This window comes from Natranaerobius trueperi (assembly GCF_002216005.1).
Taxonomy (GTDB): Bacteria; Bacillota; Natranaerobiia; order Natranaerobiales; family Natranaerobiaceae; genus Natranaerobius_A; species Natranaerobius_A trueperi.
On sequence record NZ_NIQC01000013.1, the window covers coordinates 16,198 to 37,629 of the forward strand.

General features: G+C 34.0%; 26 protein-coding genes and 1 riboswitch. Of the genes, 12 read left to right on the plus strand and 14 right to left on the minus strand.

The features are described 5' to 3' along the window. Positions 1-37: 37 nt before the first annotated feature. The gene (locus tag CDO51_RS06980; protein ID WP_089023585.1) at positions 38-1,696 is read right to left on the minus strand and encodes a peptide ABC transporter substrate-binding protein; all 1,659 of its coding nucleotides are present in this window, start codon (positions 1,694-1,696) and stop codon (positions 38-40) included. 210 nt (positions 1,697-1,906) lie between these two features. On the opposite strand from CDO51_RS06980, the gene CDO51_RS06985 reads away from it, so the two are divergent. From CDO51_RS06985 to CDO51_RS07000, 4 genes are read left to right on the plus strand one after another with little or no spacing between them, the layout of a single operon-like run. Further along, entirely contained in the window at positions 1,907-2,839 is a 933-nt protein-coding gene (locus CDO51_RS06985; protein ID WP_089023586.1) for an ABC transporter permease, read from the plus strand. Between the two features lie 10 nt (positions 2,840-2,849). Further along, positions 2,850-3,788, plus strand: coding sequence for an ABC transporter permease (locus tag CDO51_RS06990; RefSeq protein ID WP_089023587.1), 939 nt, complete (start codon positions 2,850-2,852; stop codon positions 3,786-3,788). 16 nt (positions 3,789-3,804) lie between these two features. Then, positions 3,805-4,824, plus strand: a complete 1,020-nt coding sequence (locus CDO51_RS06995) for an ABC transporter ATP-binding protein (RefSeq protein ID WP_089023588.1) — start codon at positions 3,805-3,807, stop codon at positions 4,822-4,824. Next, positions 4,821-5,777: an ABC transporter ATP-binding protein gene (locus CDO51_RS07000; RefSeq protein ID WP_420811484.1), complete on the plus strand. Its 957-nt coding sequence runs from the start codon at positions 4,821-4,823 to the stop codon at positions 5,775-5,777. The genes CDO51_RS06995 and CDO51_RS07000 overlap by 4 nt, the downstream gene beginning before the upstream one ends. Before the next feature lie 17 nt (positions 5,778-5,794). On the opposite strand, the gene CDO51_RS13780 is transcribed toward CDO51_RS07000, so the two are convergent. From CDO51_RS13780 to CDO51_RS07010, 3 genes are all read right to left on the minus strand, one after another. Next, the gene (locus tag CDO51_RS13780) at positions 5,795-5,980 is read right to left on the minus strand and encodes a hypothetical protein (protein WP_158212366.1); all 186 of its coding nucleotides are present in this window, start codon (positions 5,978-5,980) and stop codon (positions 5,795-5,797) included. A gap of 146 nt (positions 5,981-6,126) precedes the next feature. Next, complete coding sequence (locus CDO51_RS07005) at positions 6,127-7,413, minus strand: glycine/sarcosine/betaine reductase component B subunit (RefSeq protein WP_089023590.1); 1,287 nt, start codon at positions 7,411-7,413, stop codon at positions 6,127-6,129. A 676-nt stretch (positions 7,414-8,089) separates the two neighbouring features. Continuing rightward, a complete protein-coding gene (locus CDO51_RS07010; RefSeq protein WP_158212367.1) occupies positions 8,090-8,362 on the minus strand; it encodes a hypothetical protein in 273 nt (90 codons plus the stop codon). Between the two features lie 273 nt (positions 8,363-8,635). Between CDO51_RS07010 and CDO51_RS15350 the strand changes: the two genes are divergently transcribed. From CDO51_RS15350 to CDO51_RS07035, 6 genes are all read left to right on the plus strand, one after another. Continuing rightward, complete coding sequence (locus tag CDO51_RS15350; RefSeq protein WP_420811485.1) at positions 8,636-8,755, plus strand: ABC transporter ATP-binding protein; 120 nt, start codon at positions 8,636-8,638, stop codon at positions 8,753-8,755. Positions 8,756-8,915: 160 nt separating this feature from the next. Next, a complete protein-coding gene (locus tag CDO51_RS07015) occupies positions 8,916-10,361 on the plus strand; it encodes a spore germination protein (protein WP_158212368.1) in 1,446 nt (481 codons plus the stop codon). Then, the gene (locus CDO51_RS07020) at positions 10,358-11,443 is read left to right on the plus strand and encodes a GerAB/ArcD/ProY family transporter (RefSeq protein WP_089023593.1); all 1,086 of its coding nucleotides are present in this window, start codon (positions 10,358-10,360) and stop codon (positions 11,441-11,443) included. Before CDO51_RS07015 ends, CDO51_RS07020 begins: the two co-directional genes overlap by 4 nt. Beyond that, positions 11,436-12,566 carry a Ger(x)C family spore germination protein gene (locus tag CDO51_RS07025; protein WP_089023594.1) on the plus strand — a complete coding sequence of 377 codons (1,131 nt, stop codon included), beginning with the start codon at positions 11,436-11,438 and terminating at the stop codon, positions 12,564-12,566. The genes CDO51_RS07020 and CDO51_RS07025 overlap by 8 nt, the downstream gene beginning before the upstream one ends. A 73-nt stretch (positions 12,567-12,639) precedes the next feature. Next, positions 12,640-12,734: riboswitch (THF riboswitch) on the plus strand. A gap of 77 nt (positions 12,735-12,811) precedes the next feature. Next, complete coding sequence (locus tag CDO51_RS07030) at positions 12,812-13,369, plus strand: folate family ECF transporter S component (protein WP_089023595.1); 558 nt, start codon at positions 12,812-12,814, stop codon at positions 13,367-13,369. A 160-nt stretch (positions 13,370-13,529) separates the two neighbouring features. After that, a complete protein-coding gene (locus tag CDO51_RS07035) occupies positions 13,530-14,471 on the plus strand; it encodes a M15 family metallopeptidase (protein WP_089023596.1) in 942 nt (313 codons plus the stop codon). A 75-nt stretch (positions 14,472-14,546) separates the two neighbouring features. On the opposite strand, the gene CDO51_RS07040 is transcribed toward CDO51_RS07035, so the two are convergent. The 7 genes from CDO51_RS07040 to CDO51_RS07065 all read right to left on the minus strand — a co-directional run bounded on the left by CDO51_RS07040 (position 14,547) and on the right by CDO51_RS07065 (position 18,882). Further along, positions 14,547-14,981 carry a DMT family transporter gene (locus CDO51_RS07040; protein ID WP_089023597.1) on the minus strand — a complete coding sequence of 145 codons (435 nt, stop codon included), beginning with the start codon at positions 14,979-14,981 and terminating at the stop codon, positions 14,547-14,549. A 19-nt stretch (positions 14,982-15,000) separates the two neighbouring features. Continuing rightward, positions 15,001-15,594 (minus strand): class I SAM-dependent methyltransferase, encoded by a 594-nt coding sequence (locus tag CDO51_RS07045; protein ID WP_089023598.1) that lies wholly within the window; start codon positions 15,592-15,594, stop codon positions 15,001-15,003. After that, the gene (locus CDO51_RS07050) at positions 15,584-16,126 is read right to left on the minus strand and encodes an ECF transporter S component (RefSeq protein ID WP_089023599.1); all 543 of its coding nucleotides are present in this window, start codon (positions 16,124-16,126) and stop codon (positions 15,584-15,586) included. Before CDO51_RS07050 ends, CDO51_RS07045 begins: the two co-directional genes overlap by 11 nt. Positions 16,127-16,381: 255 nt before the next feature. Continuing rightward, positions 16,382-16,783, minus strand: coding sequence for a DUF885 family protein (locus tag CDO51_RS07055; RefSeq protein ID WP_143824692.1), 402 nt, complete (start codon positions 16,781-16,783; stop codon positions 16,382-16,384). 24 nt (positions 16,784-16,807) lie between these two features. Beyond that, positions 16,808-17,083 carry a zinc ribbon domain-containing protein gene (locus CDO51_RS07060; RefSeq protein ID WP_158212369.1) on the minus strand — a complete coding sequence of 92 codons (276 nt, stop codon included), beginning with the start codon at positions 17,081-17,083 and terminating at the stop codon, positions 16,808-16,810. Beyond that, positions 17,061-17,210, minus strand: coding sequence for a hypothetical protein (locus CDO51_RS13785; RefSeq protein WP_158212370.1), 150 nt, complete (start codon positions 17,208-17,210; stop codon positions 17,061-17,063). Before CDO51_RS13785 ends, CDO51_RS07060 begins: the two co-directional genes overlap by 23 nt. Positions 17,211-17,460: 250 nt before the next feature. Next, positions 17,461-18,882 (minus strand): hypothetical protein, encoded by a 1,422-nt coding sequence (locus CDO51_RS07065; protein WP_089023602.1) that lies wholly within the window; start codon positions 18,880-18,882, stop codon positions 17,461-17,463. Between the two features lie 97 nt (positions 18,883-18,979). Here CDO51_RS07065 and CDO51_RS14965 point away from each other — a divergent pair, with 97 nt between their 5' ends. Both CDO51_RS14965 and CDO51_RS07070 read left to right on the plus strand, forming a co-directional pair. Further along, positions 18,980-19,111, plus strand: coding sequence for a hypothetical protein (locus tag CDO51_RS14965; RefSeq protein WP_276207003.1), 132 nt, complete (start codon positions 18,980-18,982; stop codon positions 19,109-19,111). A gap of 235 nt (positions 19,112-19,346) precedes the next feature. Further along, positions 19,347-19,739, plus strand: a complete 393-nt coding sequence (locus CDO51_RS07070; protein WP_089023603.1) for a hypothetical protein — start codon at positions 19,347-19,349, stop codon at positions 19,737-19,739. An 8-nt stretch (positions 19,740-19,747) separates the two neighbouring features. On the opposite strand, the gene CDO51_RS07075 is transcribed toward CDO51_RS07070, so the two are convergent. From CDO51_RS07075 to CDO51_RS14970, 3 genes are all read right to left on the minus strand, one after another. Then, complete coding sequence (locus tag CDO51_RS07075) at positions 19,748-20,176, minus strand: MBL fold metallo-hydrolase (RefSeq protein ID WP_089023604.1); 429 nt, start codon at positions 20,174-20,176, stop codon at positions 19,748-19,750. A gap of 237 nt (positions 20,177-20,413) precedes the next feature. Then, a complete protein-coding gene (locus CDO51_RS07085; RefSeq protein ID WP_089023606.1) occupies positions 20,414-20,872 on the minus strand; it encodes a hypothetical protein in 459 nt (152 codons plus the stop codon). Positions 20,873-20,874: 2 nt separating this feature from the next. Next, entirely contained in the window at positions 20,875-21,432 is a 558-nt protein-coding gene (locus CDO51_RS14970) for a helicase-related protein (RefSeq protein ID WP_276207004.1), read from the minus strand.

Genomic DNA, 21,432 nt, shown 5'->3' on the forward strand with positions numbered 1-21,432 from the left:
TAATATTATAATAATCAGTCCTTGAGAATACTTTAGTTTACTTCTCAATATAAGCGTTTCTAATTGTCAACATTCCAAAGTCAGGTTGCATAACACCTTTGACATATTCATGCTTGTATAAGTTTTCAGTATGATATGCATAAGGAATCATAGCACTTTCTTCTTTTAATAAATATTTTTCTGCTTCTTTAAACTTTTCAAGTCTTTCTTCTTCACACATACTTACTGCAGCTTCTAGAACCAATTCATCATAATCCGAACATGCCCAACCAATAGGAACAGTATCGTTATCACTCAGCCATAAATCTAAGAACCCTGCAGGATCATTATAGTGGCTTCCCCAAGATTTAAAGCCCATTTCATAATCTAATTCTCGGTTACGTTCTTGAAATACCGGCCATTCTGCTGGGTCTAACTCTACTGTTATGCCTAATTCTTCACTAAAGACTTGTTGTAAGTATTCTGCGAAATCTTCTCCTTGACCACTAGGTAACATAATTGTTACTGTAATATCGTTTGGATCCTTCCCTAACTCTTCTAATCCCTCTTCGAATAAAGCTTTAGGGTCATTATTTTCATCAATCAGCTCTTTTAATGGAGCAGTACCGACTTGATCTCGAAAACTTACACCTTCTTCGATGTCTACTGGAGGAGCTACCCAACCATATGCAGCTTCCTTAATACCATCATGTATATTATCCTGAATTTCTTCGCGGTCTAAGGCGATAGAGAAAGCTTGTCTTACTTTTCTGTTAGAAAATAATTCAATTTCGTGATTCATGAATACATAGGAAGTTCTAGGGATCAATTGAGTAGAACTTTTAAGACTATCATGTTCATCTAATTGTTCTATCCATTCAATACTTCCGGCAGTAGCAATATCAATATTTCCATTCTGAAGCTCTCCCATTAAAGCACTCTCTTCGTTAATTATTTTTAAATTGACTTCTTCTAAATTAACAGATTCATTATCCCAGTATTTTTCATTTTTCGACAAAGTAACACTACTATTGTGAACCCATTCATCTACCTTAAAAGGGCCACAATACACTATCTTGTCCGCTTGTGTACCATACGAGGATCCATACTTTTCAATAATATCTTCTCTTTGTGGGATGATAGCTCTCCCTGTCGTTAAGCTTAAAAAGTATGGAACAGGATCTTCTAGAGTAATTTTTAAAGTCTTATCATCTGTAGCTTCAACGCCCGCTTTTTCGACAGCTAACTCTCCACGAGAAACTTTGGATGCATTTTTTATAGGATTTAACAATGTAGAGTTTGGTGATGCAGTTTCAGGATTAAGAATTCTTTTTATTCCATATTCAAAATGTTCAGCAACTAATGGCTCACCATCGGACCACTTAGCATCACGTAAATGAAAAGTCCATTCCAATCCATCATCACAAACTTCCCATGACTTAGCAGCTCCAGGAACAACTACTGTTTCACCCTCTTCATTTACTTCTAACCTAGTTAAAGGTTCCATCACCCTCATTAATACTTGGGCAGAGTTATTATCCGACCCTTTAGCCACATCTAGTGATTCCGGCTCTCCCGCTAATGCAAGGTTTAGCACCTGTTCTACTTCGTCTAATTGGTCTGTTTCAGAAGTATCAGCTTCACCACCACATGCTGATAGTAATAAACTTCCAAAAAGCATTGATAGTAAAACTACAAAAACATTTTTCTTGCTCATAAATTAGGCCCCCTTTTTTAATTTGATTTATGTGATTGTTATAACAAAACTAGATTAAATATAACACGCTTCAAAGTACACAACAAATCGTAACTTTCTATGTTTTAGTCTACAAGTATAGACATAAACAATTACAAAAAGTGCTTGTTCAATGTTACTATTGTTGGTGTATGTCGTTAATTACTTCACAAATTTGAAAGGGGGACTATTATGATACAATTTATTGCTAAAAGATTTGCATATGCAGTATTGACATTATTAATTGTAACAACACTAACTTTCATACTAGTTAGAGTTATACCAGGAAATCCAATTGAAAGAATGACAGAAGAATTACCCCAAGAACAAAGACAACAAGTTTTTGAGCAGTATGGTTTTGACCAATCAATCCCTATGCAATATAAACAGTTTTGGAAGGATGTAATTGTTGACCAAGATTTAGGAGAGTCTTTGAGTTATAGAGGAAGAGGTGTTACTGACACAATAATAAGTTATGCCCCTATTTCGGCTAGACTTGGGGTCCAAGCTATTTTTATTGGTGTTACTTTGGGGGTCATTTTGGGGGTTATCGCAGCTATTAACAGAGGTAACTGGCCAGACTACTTTGTCATGTTTATAGCGATATTAGGAATATCTATCCCTAGTTTTGTTGTAGCTTCAGTATTACAATACTTTTTTGCAATTCGATGGGGAGTGTTACCCACAACAGGTTGGGGTGGCTTCGAATATACTATCCTCCCATCTATTGCTTTGTGCTTTCATCCTCTAGCTAGGTATGCAAGATACATGCGGGCTAATAGTCTAGATGTCCTTCATCAGGACTATATATTAACTGCTCAAGCAAAAGGTGCTTCTAGATTTCGTATAATTCGAAAACATGTTATAAGAAATGCCATTTTACCAATTGTAACACTATTAGGTCCACAATTAGCTATGATTTTTGGAGGATCATTTGTAATAGAACGAATTTTTTCTATACCTGGCCTTGGTGCTTATTTTGTGACCTCGGTCATTGATCGTGATTACACAATGGTTATGGGACAAACTATTTTTATTGCTTCCCTTTACATATTCTCATTAGTTATAGTTGATATTTTGTATGCTATTATAGACCCAAGAATTCAGGTATCTAATGATTCATAGGAGGTATAGTATGAGTACACATAATATTGAAAAAGACCAACTAACTAAAAATGAGTTTCAATTTTTAGAACAAACACAATGTCTAAGTGAAAGTATTTCAAGGCCAAGTACTACTTATTGGCAAGATGCATGGAGGCGTTTAAAAAAAAATAAAGTTGCTATTGTTGCATTATGCATACTTTCTTTTATCATAATAATGTGCTTAATTGGACCTTATTTAACACCGTATGAGTATAACATCGGTGAAGTTTCAAATAATAATGAACCTCCTTCTAAAGAACATTGGTTTGGAACTGATAGTTTAGGACGAGATATTTTTACAAGAGTCTGGATGGGTGGAAGAGTTTCTATCGGTATTGGAATTATCGGAGCTATTATAGATATCATAATTGGACTTACTTACGGAGGCATTTCTGCATACTTTGGGGGTAAAGTAGATAATATTATGATGCGTATAGTAGAAACATTAGTCAGTATCCCCTATTTAGTTGTTGTGGTTTTAGTTTCTCTTATTATTGGTCAAGGCTTACTTTCATTAATAATTGCTATGACCATAACAGGTTGGTGTCATATGGCGAGATTAGTAAGGGGACAAGTTTTGCAAATCAAACAACAAGAATATATATTAGCTGCTAGAGCATTAGGGACAAGCCCAGTTAGAATCATTGCTCAACACCTAATTCCAAATACCATTGGGGTAATGGTTGTAGCAGCAACTTTTGACATACCTTCATTTATTTTTGGAGAAGCATTTTTATCTTATATAGGACTTGGAGTCCAATCACCAATGACGAGTTGGGGAGCTATGGCATCTAGTGCACAACAACATATGATGTTTTATCCTTATCAATTGTTCTTTCCAGCATTGCTGATTAGCTTAACAATGCTATCATTCCAGCTCTTAGGTGATGGGTTAAGAGACGCATTAGACCCTAAATTGAGAGAATAAATAAGGGGGGTAAATTATGAAAAAAATTTTAGAAGTACAAGATTTAAAAATATCTTTTAATACATACGCAGGTAAAATCAAAGCTGTAAGAGGAGTATCTTTTGATTTGTTCAAAGGTGAAACATTAGTAGTTGTTGGTGAATCAGGCTGTGGAAAAACCGTGATGGCTAAATCTATTTTAAAACTACTACCGGAAAATATCACTGAGTTAGGATCGTCTTCAAAGGTGGTTTTTCAAGAGAAAGATCTTACAGTTATGAATGAAAAAAAAATAAGAAAATTTCGTGGCAAAGACATATCAATGATTTTTCAAGATCCCATGAGTTATTTAAACCCTACTATGACAGTGGGAGAACAAATAGCTGAAAGCCTTATTATTCATCAAGACATGAACAAAAAGCAAGCTTTAAAGAAGACTGTTGATATTTTAAAACTAGTTAAAATACCTAATGCAAACGAAAGAATTAAACAATATCCCCATGAGTTCTCAGGAGGTATGAGACAAAGGGTTGTCATTGCAATAGCTTTAGCCTGTAACCCACAAATTCTTTTAGCAGATGAACCAACTACAGCTTTAGATGTTACAATTCAAGCAGAAATTTTAGAACTAATACAAGAATTGCAAGACAGGTTAGATACTGCAGTAATGTTAATCACTCACGATTTAGGTATCGCAGCAGAGGTTGCAGATAGAATTCAGGTGATGTATGCAGGTGAAATTGTCGAAAGAGGAACAAAAGAAGAAGTTTTTAATTCCCCCAAACATCCTTATACCTGGGCTTTACTTAGATCAGTACCCACTTTTAAAACTAAAGATCAAGGGACGTTGTATTCATTAGGAGGAACACCGCCTGACTTGTTAGACCCTCCTTCTGGCTGCGCTTTTGCAGCAAGGTGCGAATATGCTATGAACATATGTAAAAAATCAAAACCCCAACATGATTCCTTAACTAATACTCATTTTGTTTCATGTTGGTTAAACCACCCGATGGCTCCTAAAGTTGATATTCCTAAAAGCATAAGGAAGGTGATTTGATGAAGGAACCATTAATTAAAGTAAAAAACTTAAGTAAATTCTTCACTTTAAAAAGAAATCGAACTCTGAAAGCTGTAGACGATGTTTCAATTGACATATATCCTAATGAAACCCTAGGAATAGTCGGTGAATCAGGTTGTGGTAAAACTACCCTTGGAAGAACGATCCTAGGACTATACGAGGCCACTTCCGGAAGTGTATGGTTTGACGGATTAAATGTACACAAAGCAGATAGAAAAGAGATGAAATCCTTTAAAAAGAGAGCACAAATTATTTTACAAGATCCTTATGCCTCTTTAAATCCTAGAATGACAGTTGGTGATATTATAGCTGAAGGAATTAATGTTCAAAAACTATATTATGGCCAAGAAAAAACAGAAAAAATTTATGAACTCCTTGACTTAGTTGGTTTAAATAAAGAACACGCTTCTCGGTTTCCTCATGAGTTCTCAGGTGGGCAGAGGCAACGAATTGGTATTGCTAGAACTTTAGCAGTAAACCCAGAGTTCATTGTATGTGATGAACCAATTTCCGCTTTAGATGTATCCATTCAATCACAAATTGTTAAATTGTTGATGAAGCTTCAAAAAGAATTAGGATTAACTTTTCTATTTATTGCGCACGATTTATCAATGGTTCAATATATTTCTAATAGAGTGGGAGTTATGTATTTAGGCAATTTAGTGGAATTAGCTTCAAGCGCAAAATTGTATAAAGACCCAAAGCATCCTTATACTAAGGCACTTTTATCTGCTATACCAAGTATAGATTTAGAGAACCCAATGAGTAGTAGAAGAATTAAAATGGACGGAGAAATTCCTAGCCCAATTAACCCCAAAGATGGATGTCGATTTGCTTCTCGCTGTCCAAATGTCAAAAGTATTTGCGAGTGTACAACCCCTAAATTAAAAGAAATTGAAAAAGATCATTACGTAGCTTGTCATATTGTTTAATACTGACTTATAATTGATCAAACCCACAAATTTATACCAGGGTTTGATTTTTTTTGCAATAGTTTTCGTAAACTTACTTTTCTAAGTGTCTTCACTTTAATTTCTTCAACTTTTTCAGGAACAGCTTGTACCTCAACTTTGTATTCCTCTGGAGTACAACCTGTCATAAAAGCTACTGAAATAGATAAGCATGTAATAAACAATAAATGAACAAGATATTCGGTACTAAACCTTAATTAATGGTTCTGTTAAAGTTTATTGTTGATTTGGATAAAAATATTAAAGCGATAGCAAATAGCTACCGCTACAGTGAACAATAATCTATCATCTTTCGAGTCCAAATGGATATTTAGGATTCAGTTGCTCCCATCTTATTAAAACCTAATTCATTGGTTGCCCCTATAATGGCATGTATCTCTACTTCGATACTCTGATCTTGCTTGAGGCTACTTTCAAAATCACCTGCAACCCGATCCGTTGAATCGGTTTCACCAATCACTTTATCCATAAGGGGTAGCATGATCGTTTCGTTGGCATTTCCGGTAGTCACTACAGCATTCGCTTGCGGGTCAGCATCTGCTAGGGATTGGGAAGAACCATCCCTTCCTGCGTACTCATCTGTTACAAGTACCGTTTTGATCCCCTTCTCTTCAATCTTCTTGCAATTCATTATCAAATCGGTGTCCGTGTTTCCGTACTCTTCTTTTGAAATAATGACACCATCAAATCCAAATTGCTCTGCCAATTTTGCTGTATGATTTGAAGATCGCTCTTTGCCCGCCAGGGTAACGTTCTGATTGGTGATAATTACGCCGCAGAAATTAATTTCTTTGCCGTGACACTCAAATAAATCTTCAATGATGGGGTTATTCAAATGATGGTAGGTGGTGTTATTGTCGCAAGCTATAATACTATTTCCGTTGACAATAGCACCGTCCATGACTTCTGTTGGATAAATATAAGTGGGTAGTATTTCTTTGGCATTCACACCATAGACATACGTATCGTGTTGGAGTCCCTGGCTTTGAAGCATGTAGACGTAACCCACCTTAGGCAGTTCCGGGTACTTTTGTTTTTGTTGCTCTACAGGTAGGGTTTCATAAACGACTTTCTCCTGTGCTGTTGCCTCTTGACATTTTTCACCGATATACTGGGCAATTTTCAGACTAGCCAACCGTAAGGCCTCATCATATTGGTGGCTATCCAATCCAGAAATCGGTTCGCAGTCCAGTACAAGGTTATTCGTACAAGAAAAAGGTGTATACTCTGCTCCCGGACCAGACATATCTATAATGCCTTCCTTAACCCCATCAATTTTTCCTGTAGTTACTACCGTGACACCTTTGAATACTTTGGTGACACCTTCCCCGACACTGCCTATCTTGCCTATCATACCGGGAAACATCTCCCCCGTACCGTCTACTTTTACTCTAGGTTCAATCACCTCTCTTACAGAAATTACGCGGACAGATTCGCCTGGCTTCGCAGTGTCTATATTTACTTTAGCAATCCGTCCATCTTCCTTAATTTTTTCTATGATTTCGTCTCTGTTCACGGTTAAAGTGGTGCCGCTAATCATGGTGTTACCACCCAAAACTAAATCATCAACCTTTACTTTTTCTAAAGTCAGCTTCATAATCATCCTCACCTCATTTAAATCTTGATTTCTTCTTCAATATCTTTTACTTCTAAATCATCCCCTATCAGTGGTTTCTTTATTTTTAAATAATATGTAATGGTGTTTTCATTCTATAAATAACAAAACATTCCTGCTTTCGTAGCTGAAAAATAGCATTATTAGCCCAAAATGATTTTAGTAGAAAACCCGCATATGCTTAACTTTAAAATCATTTTAATCATAATTTAAACCCCTTCACCCTTTATTATTATCAATTTTTACAAATGGTAAACATGCTTCAGAATTTAATTCATTTCGCCGTCTTGTCCCCTATCAACGCAAGTTCTAACTCAGTGTACGAAGCATGAGTTTGTACAAATAGGTGTACAATTAAATTTTAGAGATTTTATAATTAAAAAAATAAAGCGATAGCAATTAGCTACCGCTTTAAGGCACATAAATCAGATATTAGATATTATACATGGATTATAAGACCTGTCGAGTAAAACTCGCTTTAAATTAATCTTCTAAAACTTCAATTTCTAGCATGTTAGTTTCCAGACCTAATCGCTATTTAAGTTCTGGTACAATTTTGATTTTTACCGTCTCATCTTTTGGTACTTCCTTAAATTCTAGAATGTAAAGTTCTCCCCCGCCTGAACCAATCCTGTATCCATATTCTACACCTTCTGTTTTAACATCTAACCATCCTGAGTGGGGGGGGGGAAGGTGAACTTTCTTCTTGATCTATCTCTTGTTCCAGTCTATTAGCCCTCACCTTTTCTTTAAAATTTTCGTCAAGTCCTTCCAATGTGAATGGAGCTGCTTCGTCAATGGTTATAGAAAAATTCTTATTATTAATTTCTACTTTCCCATCTGAAGGTATTTCTTTGACCTTCCCTTTCAATCGTAATCCCCATACTATACTGATAACCTTTTTCTGCAACTTCTCTAATTTCTCCCTCATCTAATCTTTCTAAAGCTGCCTCTAAAAAAATTTGGTACTATTCCATTTTTAATTCATAAGTTCTGGGATTTTCCATTTCAGATATTTCTGTTTCTAATTCTTGAATTTTATCTTCTTTAATTTGTACCGTTTCTTTCTTATTTTCTAGCTCTTCTTCCAGGTTAATAATTTCATTAATGAAACAACTATAATTAAAGCTAACAAAGAAACGGATAATTTGTTACTCACTTTAATCAGTCCTCCTAAAGTTATTATATAACCATTAAAATACTCCTGTGTTCTTTTAACCCCAGACATCCTTATACCTGGGCTTTACTTAGATCAGTACCCACTTTTAAAACTAAAGATCAAGGGACATATCAAAAAAATGCATACTTTTTCTCAAATTGGTAAAAATGATTATAGATTATGAATAAGGAGGTACTTTCAAAGTGGTAATGAAATTTTTACAAAAAATCATAAAAAAAAAGTTTCCTCCAAACTAAACCAACCAAATAGTGGTAACGAAAGCAGGAAAAAGATTAAAGGTAATCTTAAAGATAATCATAAATATTTGAAGCAAGTCTTTGAAAATTGCGATGATATTGATTTTCGAAAGATTAAAATTTCTGATTCAAATATAACTATACTTACAGTCTTTGTAGATGGGCTAGTAAATGAAGATATGTTAAATCGTGATGTCATCAAAGCTTTAAGTAATCACGCCCCTAATGAAACATATTCAAAAAAAATATCAAAAGAAACTGTAAGAGAAAGGTTATTCACTACAAGTACTGAGGTAGAAGAAAAGACACAGTTCAATGAACTAATTAATGATATTTTAGCTGGACAGACTGCTGTAATTGTAGACGGACTTGATAAGGGTTTTACAATTGACCTTAGGGAATGGGAATCTAGAGGAATAGAAGAACCGGCAAATGAGCAGTCAATCAAAGGACCAAGAGAAGGTTTTACAGAAACTATAAGGTTCAATACAGCACAATTAAGAAGAAGGTTGAAAACACGTGATTTTAAAATTCAACATTTAAAAGTAGGACGACAAACAAAAACAGATATAGCTGTAACTTATTGTGAGAATATCGCTGATCCAAAGGTTATCGAGGAAGTATTGAACAGAGTTAATAAAATAGATATTGATGGAGTTTTAGAAAGTAGTTATATCCAAGAATTAATTGAAGAACGATCAATTTCTATTTTTCCTGAGATTCTTGATACTGAAAGACCTGATAAAGTTGTAGGACATTTATTAGAAGGAAAAGTGGCTATATTAACTGATAATACACCATTTGCCTTGATTGTACCAGTAACTATGATAGAGTTTTTTCATACACCAGAGGACTATTATAACAGATACATTTTTACTATTGTACAACGACTTTTAAGATTTAGTAGCTTTTTTGTTGCTACTTGTTTACCTTCTTTATATATATTATTAACTACATTTCACTACGAATTAATACCAGTTGATATAATTTTTGCAGCCGCTCAAGCTAGAGAGGAAGTTCCATTTCCCCCAATCTTAGAGGTAGTATTAATAGAGTCAATGGTAGAATTTTTACGTGAAGCTAGTTTACGTCTACCAGGTCCTATAGGTCAAACAATAGGAATTGTAGGAGCTTTAGTTATCGGTGATGCAGCAGTTGATGCAGAGCTTATAAGCCCAGCTTTGGTTATATTCACCGCAGCCACTATGCTAGGTAGTTTTGCAATTCCAAACTATTCTATGGCATCTGCTGTAAGATTACTAAGATTTCCGTTACTACTTATGACTGGCGCATTTGGAGGGTTTGGGTTTGTAATTACTTGGATTATAATTGCAGTTCACCTGTGTAATTTTTATAGTTTTGGAATCCCTTTTTTACAACCAGTTGCACCATTAAAAGCTTCAGAACAGCGAGACACCATTTACAGAACACCTTTAAGATGGATGAGAAAACGTCCTACTGGTTCTGTAAATAAAAATGTCAGACGACAGAAAGGAGTGGAGGAAGAGGATTGAATAAGCATGAGAAAAGAGATATCAGCGAGTTTCAGTGGATCACATTACTTCTAGGTATGACGGTAGGTGTAGGAGTAACTACACTTCCTAGAGAAGTAGCTACTGAAGCTGGTAGAGACGGTTGGATCACAATTTTAATCGCTACTTTTTGTGTTCTAATCTATTCTTATTTATGTCTTTACTATGCTCGGCTATTTCCTGATAAAACTCTAGCAGAGTCAAGTAGAAAAGTATTAGGAAAGTTTCTAGGATCAGTGCTTATTATAATATACTCCTTATACGCTTTTGCTTTATCAGGGATAGTTTTAAGAATTTTTCTTGAAATAGCTTATGTTTATTTAGATATTACCTATTCTCTTATATTTTCATTAATCCTAATACTACCTGTTGTTGTATATATAGCTCGCTGTGGGTTAGCTACACTATCCAGATTTAGTGAATTGGTGCTATTCTTTACAGCTCCGTTATTTGTACTTTTTTGGGTTCCCATTTCGATTACAGAGTATTTAAATATCTTACCAGTATTTGAACAGGGTGTCACTACCCCTGTTTTAGCTATACGTGAACCTATATTAGCTTTTTTAGGTATTGAAATCATTTTGGTTTTTTTCCCTTATCTAAATAAACAAGAATCTGCCACTAGGTTAACTAGTATAGCAGTAATGAGTGCTGGATTTATATATACCTCTATTTTTCTAGTAACTTTAATGATGATGGGATTAAAACAACTAGTGTTAACATACTGGCCTTTTATAGAGTATTTAAAGATTATCGAACTAGTAGTCGTAGAACGTGTAGATACTACTTTTATACATTTTTGGCTTATAAAGATAATATTAGTGACTTCTATAAAATACTTTGCTGCAACTTTTTCTCTAGCTCATCTTACTAATAAGAATTTTCATGATAAATGGGCACTTTTTTCTTGGGTCATTATTCTATTTGTCTCACTCTATCCAAAAAATCTCGCACAGGCTTCAGAAATTGCAGAACACATCTCTTTTTATGGGGGAATATTTGTACTTTTTACCCCTATTATCTTGATTATAGTTGCTAAGTTAAGGGGAGTAGCAGATGTATAAAATATTAATTTTGCTTATAATATTAATCACTTTCACAGGTTGTGTAGATGACCATCAAATAGTTGATGAATTAGCTGTAATCTTAGCTATGAGTTTTGATTCTGAACCAGAAGAGGAAAATTTAATTACTTTAACCACATCAAACCCATTATTTGCTGAAGAAGCTGAAGACCCCATTCGCGTTATGTCAGTACAAGGTTATGGAGTGTCTGGAGCTTTAGATAATTGGCAAAAACATCGTAATAGAACGATTGCGCTTGGAAAGGTAGAAACTATGTTATTTGGCGAAACTTTATCAGAAGAAAATTTATCTCAAATAGTTCAAGATATCAGAAAAATTCCTGAAGTAAATGCAAATGCACTTGTTTCCTATTATCCAGGTGAAGCCCGTGATGTATTATATGAGCACCCTCCTGAAGATGGTAGAATTGCAATTTTTTTAAAAGATATGTTAGAAGTAGGAGCTACTGATCATTTAATACCAAGAATTACTCTACATGATTTATGGACAGCAATATTAACTGAAGGTAGAGACGGTTTTCTACCTATAATTGATTTAAAAGTTGAGGGTGAAATTGAAACACCTTTTATAGCTGGAGTTGCCGTATTAGATGAAGAGGGAAATATTGCAACTACTCTAGAAGATGAAAAAGGAAAGTTATTAACTAATATGCTGTTTCGTGAAACTTCGCCTAGTCTTTCAAGTAATATTTCTATTGAAGGTAATGAAGGATTAGTTAAATACACTATCCAAAGTTCTAGTATAGACTTTAATGTTGATTACAATGATAAAGAAGTTTCTGTAACCATTGAAAAAGATGTTACAGTAAATATTGATGAATTACAAATACCAGGTGTAGAAATAGTTGACGAAGAAATTTTTGATCTTATTTCTGATTTAGTAGCTAAAGATTTTGTTAATAATACACAAAGGATTTTAGAAAAATTACAAGAATATGAAAGTGACCCCTTAGGAATAGGAAGACATGTTAGAATACAACAACAAGAATATTATACAGAAGATACTTGGCGAAATGACTATCCAGACATCACCATAGATAACGATTATACTGTTTCAGTAGTTAGAGGGAACACATTAATTGAAACTTTTGACACAGATTAATGCCTGAATATTTTTAAAACTTATTGTGAAATATTACAAAATGTGTTACAGTGTAATTAATATTAAATCTCGTGGTAGAGTAGGTGCTCTGCGTTAAGTGGTAAGGGATGGAACGTTGCCCTTAGACGAAAGCTTTTTAAGCTGCGTTAGATCACCGCGTTCGCTACTACATCTATAAGGAAGACAGACCTCGTTCCTTAGGTGTGGTAGACTACCACACTAATTTTATGGAAGGAGGTTTTTTTATGAAAAAATTATTAAGTAGTCCGCATGCACTTGCAACTATGGCTTTATTAGCCGCGATCAACATCATTTTAAGTTTTGTAACATCAGGATTTACAATTTCATTTGGAGGTATTGCAGGGATTAAAATTGGTCTAGGTGGCCTTCCTGTAATTATCGCAGGTATTTTATTAGGACCATTAGCAGGAGGTGTTGTAGGGGTAGTTAGTGATCTAGTAGGCTATTTAGTTATGCCTATGGGACCTTATATGCCGCATTTTACTCTAACTGCTGCACTTACTGGAATAATACCTGTGTTAGTTATTAGAATGATTTCTAAAAATACTGACGTCCCAAACTTTTTTCAGCTAACAGTAGGTATTGGCTTAGGACAGATAATAACAACCGTACTATTAGTATCTTTCTTCTTATACAGTCTATTTGGACTTCCTCTTTGGTACACTATGGCTGGAAATGCTATCAGCCAACTCATAAGTATACCAATTTATTCTTACTTAACTTTGATTGTGTTAAAACCTGCAACTATACGGACTTTGGCTAAAGAAGCAGTCCAAAATTAAAGTAACTATTAAAGAGTCACACAATGTGTGGCTCTTTAATAATTTTCTTCGTCGAGATTTTTCTAACTATGCAGGAATTTGGTTCTTTATATGTAATTATATAATATATACAATCTATATTTTGACTTAAAATATAACTCTAATCTTAGGAGGAAATGATATGAAGAAAAAAAATAAACTGATATTTTTTATGATTCTTTTTGGGACAGTATTTTCTTTAGGTTTTTATGCTAGATCTATAGAAATTACTGAAATTTTTAATGATCTAAAAAATGAAGCAGAAGAAGTCATTGAAGAAGACGAAAATACTGTTGAAGATAATCCCCCATCTGAAAACCCTAGTGACAATGAACTTGTTAATAATAAATCAAACGAAGAAAATAATCAGAATGAAAATACCAAAGATGAGCCAAATAACCCTGAAGATGAAGATACCGAAGAAGAACAAGACAATTATTCAGAAGAATTAGCTGAACATATTGAAGAACATGAAGAATCTTTAGAAAAAGACCCTGAAGGTGAAAAAATTGTTACTAATGTTTTGGACAAGCTTGTATTAGTTAACAAAGAATTCAATTTACCTTCTGATTTTACTCCACCTGATCTTGTAGAACCTAATATTCCCTTTATTGTTGATGAGGGAGAAAGAAGATATATGAGAGAAGAAGCAGCTAGATCTTTAGAAGATTTGTTTTCATGTGCAGAAAAAGAACAGATTGGAATTATAGGTGTTTCTGGTTATCGTTCTTATGAAACACAAAGAAGAATTTTCAATAATTATGTAGAACAAAATGGTGAAGAAGAAGCTAATAAATTTAGTGCTCGACCAGGTCAAAGTGAGCATCAAACTGGGCTAGCAATGGATGTAAGTAGTGCTAGTGTAGACTTTGGCCTTAGACAGTCATTTGGTGAGACTAAAGAAGGACAGTGGTTAATTGAAAACGCACCTGATTTCGGGTTTATTATCAGATACCCTGAAGGTAAAGAGCATATAACTGGATACATATATGAGCCTTGGCACCTAAGATATGTAGGTGAAGAACATGCTCAAAAAATATCAGAAAAAGGTGTCACATTAGAACAGTATCTTGAACAACACTAAAAAATGAACAAAAAAGTCGCAGATTTTACCCTCTGCGACTTTTCTAATTATTACTCATAATTTGAATTTATGGTCTTAGAACAATTGATACATTAAAACACCAACAACCATCATTATTAAACCAATTATATTTGGAATTGATAATTTTATAATAGGATCACCAAACAGTCCAAGTAAACTTATTAGTAAGCTTGCAATTATTTGTGTTACTAACAATATAGTTACTGAATGACTTGCTCCTAAAGCACTTATCCCTTTCATGACACTAAAAACAATTACAGCTCCCATTGCTCCACCTAATAGATAGTGAGGTTTTACAGTAGTAATAGAATTGAAGTTTGGGGTACCTTCAATACTCATTAATAAGATAAAGGCAACTACAAAACCTGTACCATGGACCCAAGTGTTTGTGTGCCACAAATTAATCTCATCACTTAATCTCGCATTAAAAACTCCCTGTAGTGATACAAAAACGCCAGCTACAATTGAAAATATAATACCCTGAGCCATTAAAACACTCCTCTTCCTTTTATGTAATATTAGCTTTAGCTAAAAAGAAATATCCTTTTTCATCAGATATAGATTTTAATACCTTAAAATTATTATCTATTGCCATGTTCTCTAAATCTTCAATTTGTGGTAAGAAATGATTTGATACTGGTTCTCCAAGTTTTGTATGCATATTATTGATTTCTTCTCTAGATTTAGAATGCATAATACAAATTAGTCCACCAGGATTTAAAGATTTTGAAAATCTCTTTAAAGCTTTATCTTTCTTCTCTAAATGAGGAAATACTGAATATAAAAGGATCAGGTCAAAATCATCTTCTATATAATCCCTTTCGACATCTAAATTTTTAAATATTACTCTTTGGTCTGTAAATTTCTCTCTAGCTTTTTCTATCATTTTTGAAGATAGATCAACAGCTATTATAGATGTGTTTTGTGATACTTTCGGAAGTATGTAATTTAACATAATACCAGTACCAGTACCAACATCTAAAATCTTTTGTTTATTTGAAAAGTCTATTTCACTTAGAAACCTAGTGATCTGGGATTTATCATGGTAGATTTTTTCATCCCAATATTCGGAAGCATTATCAAAAAAGGTTTTAGTATCCATAATTACCCTCCTGTTGTATCGTATGATTATCAACCGTACGAGGTACAATTAATGGTATTAAGATTAATTGTAGGATTATCCCTGGTAATCCAGTTATAACGGCTCCTCCTACAAATATAATCGGAGAGGCTAAATTACTAAACCCAAATAATAAAGATAATAACCAAACAACAATCCCTGCTATAATTCGTCCTCCAACCATTCCACCTAATAAAGAGTAGCTGATCTTGTTAGTATTTTTAAATATTAAGCCTGTTAGAAATCCATATCCACCTAACTCAAAAATCATTATATAAAGCATCGGAACAGGTGTTATTGGTGGCATCCCTGTCACTAAATGACTTATTATTGGTGTTATCATACCAACCAATAGGCCATATCGACCTCCAAGATAAAAACCTGACATTATAACAGGAATATGCATTGGTAGAATTATTGTCCCTCCAACACCAACTAGGTGAAATATCATAGGTAACAATACACCAATTGCAATAAATAGTCCAGCATAAGTTACTTTACTTGAAATTTTCACTTTTACTTTTCAACTCCTTATGTATTAGTTCTACACCTTATATTATATAAAAAAACGGCTTTGGACAAAGGCCAAAAGCCGTATTAATACTTTTTAGTGGTGCGCCTTAGAGAACAAGACACCGTATTTAACCCAATGTTTTGCCCTCTAGGGGGCGCTACCATGTTACATTTTCATGACATGTAATACCTGACTAACAAACTCTTCTAATTCACTAATTATATTTTACATTACTTGCTAGCATTTAAGCAAGAACTAATTTACAAAATTTCTTTTATAAGTGCTGGGGGGAAGGATAGTTCCATAAGATAAAAGCTTATGATGAAATTCTTTCAAATCAAAATTTTCACCATGCTTTTCTTTATATTCATTAACTATTTTCAAAATCTCTAATTTACCTATTAAATAACTCATTGGTTGAGTAGGTGTTTGAGTATAACGTCTTACCTCAGTTTCTGCACTTTCTTTTTCTAGTAATGCATTTTCTACTATATAATCTACAGCTTTTTCAATAGACATTCTTTTTGTATGCAAACTTACATCTACTACTATCCTTGCAGCTCTCCAAACTTGATCCTTTAATCTATTTAGTTTTGTTTTAAGATCATTAATATAACCTAGCTGTTCCATTAATTCTTCACATTGACATACTCCCACAGCTAAAACAGTGGGATTCTGGGGTCAAACAGAAACAGCCTCTGTGTTAGCAGGTCTTACATTTCCTAACCCAAGGGTTGATGCCCCAACCCTTTGTATATTGATTGCTGCATTTAAATCTTGAGTTGTATTGCAATGGCTACAGATCCACGTTCTGTCTTTTAGCTCTAAATTCTCGTTTATAGTATCGCATTCGCTGCAGACTTTAGAGCTAGGATAAAATCTATCTACTTTTACTACTTCAGAACCTTTTATCCCGGCAACATATTCTAAAATTTCAACGAAAGTTAAGCAATGCAACAAATGTGGGGTAAAAAAGTCCAAGATTTAGGTTATTCAATTTTTCAGCTAAAAGTTCATTAAAAAGTTCACTACCTACTGCAAAATCACCACTAGCTTCTTTTTCTAATTTATTTAAGTACTCCATAAACTCAGTTAATACTTGCAGTATTTTTTCTGACTCCTTTAAGACATCATCCCTTAATCTTGGTATTTTTTCAGCATTTTTTCAAATGATCGATCTTCTAATTCACTATCATAATAATGAATTCTAACAAATGTTGCAGTGGTTGGATTATTCTTAAAAACCCAATTTTAAGACCTCTTCAGATAACTCTTCAAACCTTGTTACTTCACCCAATAATCGATACCTCCTAAAAAAAATTTTAAAACATAAGTTATCCAGTTACTGCTAAAAAACTTAATATAAGCAGTCCTACTATTAACACATATACACCAAATAACCCATTCCAAACTACACCCACTTTAAATGGTGCTCTGTGTACTAAGTCTGCAGTAATTAAAGTAGCAGCTGAAAAAGGAGAAATTAACAGAGCGAGAGATCCTCCTAATAAAAATGAATAACCTAACAGTTCATTCGAAACTACACCATCCATAGCACCAAAGCCCTCTCCTAATATAATAATAGAGATTAGTGGATGTACACCTGCAATAGCTGTTACAATGATGACAACAGGTATTAAGTACAAGATACCTAAGCTTCCTATACCAACAATTAATCCTTCTAAAACTCCAGCTACTAAATCTTCTGCTTTACCAATAGCACCTGCAAAAAAGCCAGCACTTAAAAATAATGAAGCTTGGTTACTATATCGTGGTAATGAATCATAAAACAGTTCTCGTGCTTTTTTTAAATAAAGCTGTCCTTTATTAATTATTAAACACCAAATAAATGAAAAGATTACAGCTACTACTATAATAAGATCTAACATACCAAAATCAGACAATTGTTCTAAAGTAACTAATAGTACTATTAACATTAATAAAATAACTATAAGTGCTTTTGTTTTGCCTGAACCAAAAGCTTTCAAAAGTTCAGGTGGATGTGATTCATCAGGTTTATCTTCGCTTTTGGTAGAAAATGTAAACATAATTAGCTCAGTCGCCCGTTTTACTCCACCAGGATGATTGAAAATTGTAGCTAGTGATAACCCAATAATACTTACTACAAATGCTGGAAGAAACACCTGATTAAAAGAAGCATTAGATGCATCTAAAGAAACTGCCATCAAAGGTGATGCAGGAGTCCATAATAAAGCTAAAAATAGTCCTCGTTTAATTGCCATTGATAAAAACTTTTCAGGTTTTCTACTAACACTTTTGACAGCACGTTCGATAGTGTAAAAGACAACTGGTACACTTGCTACTACAATAGACATTCCTATTAAATATGCAATTACTGTTGTCATAATGTATAATAAACCTTCACCTTTTATTTCCTTATTCACAAAGCTTCTAATATCATCAGAATAACCACCCAATTCCATAGGTACTCCTAAAGCCCTAATTAATGTAACCAATGCAAATATATTAGCCATCCTTCTAATAGAGATAAAGTAGGCATCAAAAGTTGCACCTTCCATAACTAAAAGTAAGCTACCAAAAATCAAAAAAACTAAAGATAGCCAAAAAGTGATACCTTTGATAAATGGGATTGAAACTAATAAAGCAAGTAAACTAAAAATAGAAGTAAAAATATGAAAACCTTCATGAACAAAAATTCCACTTATGTAAGTTAAAATGAGCCCAAGATAAAATATGCGACGAAGTTGATCTATAGAACTATTATTTGTATTCATTTTTAAATCTCCTTTCTTAATTGCAGGAAAAATCACTTCCTTACCTAATAGTATAACTAGAACCTAATAAAAGTAAAAGACTAAAGGAGGCTAGCTTATGAAGTCTTTATTTACATTACAACCCCATGAATCCAAAAGACTAATAGCAAGAGCAATAACTAAACTACCAGAAGTAACAAACGCCCTTTCTAATGGTAAAGTTGGTTTAGCTGGAGGAGCTAACTGGTGATAATATAGATAAAGGCAATTATACTGCTGGGATTATAACACAAGGAGTTCAATGTACCACTTCTAGTGAAACTAGATTAGCTCCAAAATTATTTGTACAAGGTAAGGAACAAGATGAAAACTTATTAGAAGCTGTTAAAAATTTTAAATCACAAGATGTTTTTATAAAAGGTGCAAATGCTATTGATTTTGATTATAATGCTGGTGTTCTTCTAGCTAGTGATATAGGTGGAACCATGAGTATTTATCCTCTACTTAGCGCCCGTGGTGTTAACCTAATTATACCAGTTGGAAGAGAAAAGTTAATACCTTCTGTTAAAGAAGCTTCTAAAACCTTAGGTATTAATAATATTGATAAGAGGATTGGTATGTCTTGTGGTATGATGCCAATTACAAATGGTAAAGTTATAACAGAAATTGAGGCCTTTGAAATTTTATTTGAAGTTTCTGCAACTCATGTTGCTTCTGATGGTGTTGGTGGTTCCGAAGGTTCTTGTACCTTTGTCCTTGAAGGAGATGAAGACAAGATAGAAAACGCTTTTCAATTAGTAAAAGACATAAAAAAAGAACCAGCATTAACTGGTAATAAAAAAACATGTACTGACTGCCATGATTTTTGTGAAAAATAACAGGGAGATTATCCTTCCCTGTTTTTATATTTAACTTTACCATTTACAATTTGTGATTCAATTTCACCTAGTCCTTCTAAGTAGCTTAAATAAGCTAAAATGGTTGTTTTAAGTAAATAGAATAAACCTTTACTCGGATCAGATACACCACGATATGATAACACCTCTGCTATAACTTGTTCTTGTGTAATTGGTGCTTTTGAAATTATTTTTCTTATTATATTTAGATTTTCTATAATTACATCTTGATAATTTCTAATTACTTGTGATAGTTGTTCTTTTGTAATTATGCTTGAATGACCTAATACACCCCTATTAACTTGAATATTCTCTAGTTTACGTAAGGTATTAAATACTTCTTCTATAGTAACATTAAAAGGTAAATTGTTATGTTTTTTTAATATTTCTGATGTAAAAAGAGCATCTCCTGCAAACATTATATCATCAAAATTTGATTTGATCGGGATAGTGGGGTTTTACGAGAGCAAGAACGTTTTTCGCAGCTTGGTAGCACGTTTTACATATTCGAATTGTTGTCGGGTCGTTCTTACGTTTAAAAGTCAACGGTATTAGCTCGTTATATTCAACCTTTTCATCGCAAGCTGGGCACCTGCGTTCTGTGTTGTTAGCCATAGGCTTGTCCCCCTCAAAAAAAAAGTAGAGATAAAACCGGTCTAGTTAAAATAACCAGACCGGGCGTCCTCGACCCACTGTTCGAGGTAATCAACAACTTTTCCGACTTTATAACTACCTTCTTGAATGTTTACCAGCATGTCTTCCATTCGGTGCGACTTTCCATATTCTACAACGTCAAGGTAAGCGTGCATTGCTTCTTCTATTTTATCTAATCCTTCCTCTAATTGCAAATGTTGGTCTTCGAACTCTTCATGGGGTACTTCGAGATCGTCAAACTCTTCAAGCGTTTGGTCGATTTTTAAAATACTTCTCTCCATTTCGTCAAAATCGCCCATCTGAACGGCTATTTCAAAGGATTCAATATGATCAAACAATTCATAAGTTTTTTCATCGATCGTGGTTACATACTCTTCCATGTCATTTATAAGCTCTTCGTCCTGACAACCGACAAACATAACCGAACTAACAAATAGTAATAAAATTAGGATTTTTCTCAATCCTATTCACTCCTTTTAAATAATGATTTTAAATCTTCAATGGTCATAGCAAACAGCTCTTCTTTGTCTTGCAAGATTTTCAGTTTTTGCTCTTCATAACTTCCCCGAGTCGCCATGTGTATACCGAAAACGTCGCCCTGCACCCCGCTTCGGTGGGCTCTGGATAGCACCTGATTCATTTTCTGGGGATTAAATAGTTGATCGTAGCAAATAACATAGTTAGCGCTTGGGAGATCCAAGCCGTAGTTACCCGCTTCCGTTATTATCATTATTCTAACTTCGTCACGTTCGTTGAAGTCGTCTTGGTAGATCCCTTTAAGCTGACCGTTGGTATCGCCGTTAATATAGCGAAGCGCTTCTTCGCCGTACTTCCCTTTTAAATAATCATAAAGGATATTCGCCATGGTCTTAAACTGACTAAAGATTATGACTTTATTTTCTTTAAGGTTTGCGTCTTCTAATATATTTGGGAGTTCGCGGAGTTTACCGCTTTCTACCGGCAGTTCAGGGTCGTTGAAAGTATCACGTAGTAACGCCGGACTATCTAATAGTTGCTGCAT

Bases quoted from the DNA above. Each gene is read 5' to 3' on its own strand.
- CDO51_RS06980 (WP_089023585.1), bottom strand. From the start codon at position 1,696: ATGAGCAAGAAAAATGTTTTTGTAGTTTTACTATCAATGCTTTTTGGA.
- CDO51_RS07040 (WP_089023597.1), bottom strand. From the start codon at position 14,981: ATGGCTCAGGGTATTATATTTTCAATTGTAGCTGGCGTTTTTGTATCA.
- CDO51_RS07030 (WP_089023595.1), top strand. From the start codon at position 12,812: ATGAAAAAATTATTAAGTAGTCCGCATGCACTTGCAACTATGGCTTTA.
- CDO51_RS06995 (WP_089023588.1), top strand. From the start codon at position 3,805: ATGAAAAAAATTTTAGAAGTACAAGATTTAAAAATATCTTTTAATACA.
- CDO51_RS07005 (WP_089023590.1), bottom strand. From the start codon at position 7,413: ATGAAGCTGACTTTAGAAAAAGTAAAGGTTGATGATTTAGTTTTGGGT.
- CDO51_RS06985 (WP_089023586.1), top strand. From the start codon at position 1,907: ATGATACAATTTATTGCTAAAAGATTTGCATATGCAGTATTGACATTA.
- CDO51_RS07035 (WP_089023596.1), top strand. From the start codon at position 13,530: ATGAAGAAAAAAAATAAACTGATATTTTTTATGATTCTTTTTGGGACA.
- CDO51_RS07010 (WP_158212367.1), bottom strand. From the start codon at position 8,362: ATGAGGGAGAAATTAGAGAAGTTGCAGAAAAAGGTTATCAGTATAGTA.
- CDO51_RS07075 (WP_089023604.1), bottom strand. From the start codon at position 20,176: ATGTTTGCAGGAGATGCTCTTTTTACATCAGAAATATTAAAAAAACAT.
- CDO51_RS13785 (WP_158212370.1), bottom strand. From the start codon at position 17,210: ATGGAGTACTTAAATAAATTAGAAAAAGAAGCTAGTGGTGATTTTGCA.
- CDO51_RS07070 (WP_089023603.1), top strand. From the start codon at position 19,347: ATGAGTATTTATCCTCTACTTAGCGCCCGTGGTGTTAACCTAATTATA.
- CDO51_RS14965 (WP_276207003.1), top strand. From the start codon at position 18,980: ATGAAGTCTTTATTTACATTACAACCCCATGAATCCAAAAGACTAATA.
- CDO51_RS06990 (WP_089023587.1), top strand. From the start codon at position 2,850: ATGAGTACACATAATATTGAAAAAGACCAACTAACTAAAAATGAGTTT.
- CDO51_RS07025 (WP_089023594.1), top strand. From the start codon at position 11,436: ATGTATAAAATATTAATTTTGCTTATAATATTAATCACTTTCACAGGT.
- CDO51_RS14970 (WP_276207004.1), bottom strand. From the start codon at position 21,432: ATGCAGCAACTATTAGATAGTCCGGCGTTACTACGTGATACTTTCAAC.
- CDO51_RS07065 (WP_089023602.1), bottom strand. From the start codon at position 18,882: ATGAATACAAATAATAGTTCTATAGATCAACTTCGTCGCATATTTTAT.
- CDO51_RS07045 (WP_089023598.1), bottom strand. From the start codon at position 15,594: ATGGATACTAAAACCTTTTTTGATAATGCTTCCGAATATTGGGATGAA.